Origin of the sequence: Falsiroseomonas oryzae (assembly GCF_027856955.1) — a bacterium.
Taxonomy (GTDB): Bacteria; Pseudomonadota; Alphaproteobacteria; order Acetobacterales; family Acetobacteraceae; genus Falsiroseomonas; species Falsiroseomonas oryzae.
Genome location: NZ_JAPSMD010000726.1, coordinates 1 through 1708, shown reverse-complemented (window position 1 = coordinate 1708; position 1708 = coordinate 1). Strand labels below are relative to the sequence as shown.

Here is a 1708-nt window from a genome sequence, read left to right as displayed (position 1 = left end):
AGGCGGTCGCGCTCGCTGCGCGTGCCGTCGCGCTCCGCGACCAGGCGGTCGCGCTCCTCCCGCAGCAGGGACAGGCTGCGCTGCGCGGCATCCCGCGCGGTGGTGGCGGCGCGCAGCTCCTCCGCGGTGCGGCCCAGCGCGCCGCGCAGCTCCTCCGCCTGGCCGCGCTCCAGCGCCAGCAGCTCGCCGAGTTCCGCCACCTGCCGGTTCAGCCGGTCGAGCGCCCGGTCGCGCGAGGACAGCGCGACGGAGAGGAAGCCCTGCGCCAGCACGAAGACCAGCAGGACGAAGATGATGACCATGAGCAGCGTGGACAGCGCGTCCACATAGCCCGGCCACGCCTCGATCCCGCCGCGCTCCCGGCGTTTCCGCCCGATCGCCATGCGGCGCTAGTCCCTCACTGCCGCGGCTCTTCCGCCAGCGCCGCGATGGTGCGGGCGAGCACCTTGATCTCGTTGCGGATCTCCGTCGTGGCCTGCATGCGGCCCTGGGTCATCTCCTCCAGGATGCGGGCGAGGTAGAGCTCCAGGTTGCGGATATGCGCGCGCGTGGCCTCGTCCATCGCGCCGGTGCCCGCGGCATCGGCCAGCCGCGCCAGCGTGGGCTGCAGCTGCGCCTGCGCCTCCGCCATGCGGCTCATCAGCACCTGGGACGCGCGCATCTGGTCGGCCAGCACGGACAGCCGCTCGGTCAGCGTCATCAGCGCCTGGTTGGCCGTCGCGCGGCCTTCCTCGTTGCGCGCCATGCTGCGCTGCAGCTCGTCCATGTTCTCGGCCGACTGCTCCAGCAGCGCCTGGACATAGGCGGGCATCGAGCCCTCGCCCTCGCCGCCCAGCGCGCCGGAGGAGAGCCGCGTGGCCCCCGCCAGCCAGTCCTCCAGCTCCCCGTAGAAGCGGTTCTGCGCCTGGCCCGTCTGCAAATCGAGGAAGCCCAGCACCAGCGCCCCCGCCAGGCCCAGCATGCTGGACGAGAAGGCGATGGACATGCCGCGCAGCGGCTCCGCCAGCCCCGCCTTCAGCTGGTTGAACAGCGTGGTGATGTCGCCTGTGCCCACGCTCATGTCGTTGATCACGTTCGACACGCTGCCGATCGTCAGCAGCAGCCCCCAGAACGTCCCCAGCAGCCCGAGGAAGATCAGCAGCCCCGTGGCGTAGCGCGAGAGCTCCCGCGTCTCGTCCAGCCGCGCCGCGATGCCGTCCAGCACGCTGCGCATCGCCAGCGCCGAGAGCTGCAGCCGTTCCGACCGGCGGGAGGAGAACATGCTCGCCATCGGCGCCAGCAGCCGCGGCGGCGGGCGCGAGGGCGCGCCGGCGACCGGGTTGCGGAACGCCTCCAGCCACTCGACCTCCTTGGTCAGCAGCAGCACCTGGCGGATGTTCCAGGCGATGCCGGCCAGCAGCACCACCAGGATGGTGGCGTTCAGCAGCACGTTCGCCGCGAAGGCCTGCGTCAGCTCGGCCGAGAGCAGCCCGGTCAGCAGCGCGACCGCGGCCAGGAAGCCGAGCATCCGCCAGAGGAAGAGGGTGGGGCTTGTCATCCTGTCCGCCCTATCGCTGCTGGCCGCTGCGCGGTGCCTCGGGCGGCAGCACGTCGGCGCAGTCCAGCGCCGCCGGCGTGCGGCCGAGGGCGCGCAGGTCGATCCGCGTCTCCTCGATGCCGCCGTCCACCAGCGCCTGGCGCACCGCCTGCGCGCGGGCCAGCGCGGTGC

1 protein-coding gene and 1 pseudogene are annotated in these 1708 nt (G+C 72.8%); both read right to left on the bottom strand.

Features of this window, described 5'->3' with window-relative positions; translation table 11 throughout:
- A pseudogene (locus OZN99_RS31085) lies at window positions 1–383 on the bottom strand (peptidoglycan -binding protein); the annotation flags it as partial.
- A 14-nt stretch (window positions 384–397) separates the two neighbouring features.
- Window positions 398–1537 carry a flagellar motor protein MotA gene (locus OZN99_RS31080; RefSeq protein ID WP_270939062.1) on the bottom strand — a complete coding sequence of 380 codons (1140 nt, stop codon included), beginning with the start codon at window positions 1535–1537 and terminating at the stop codon, window positions 398–400.
- Window positions 1538–1708: the final 171 nt, after the last annotated feature.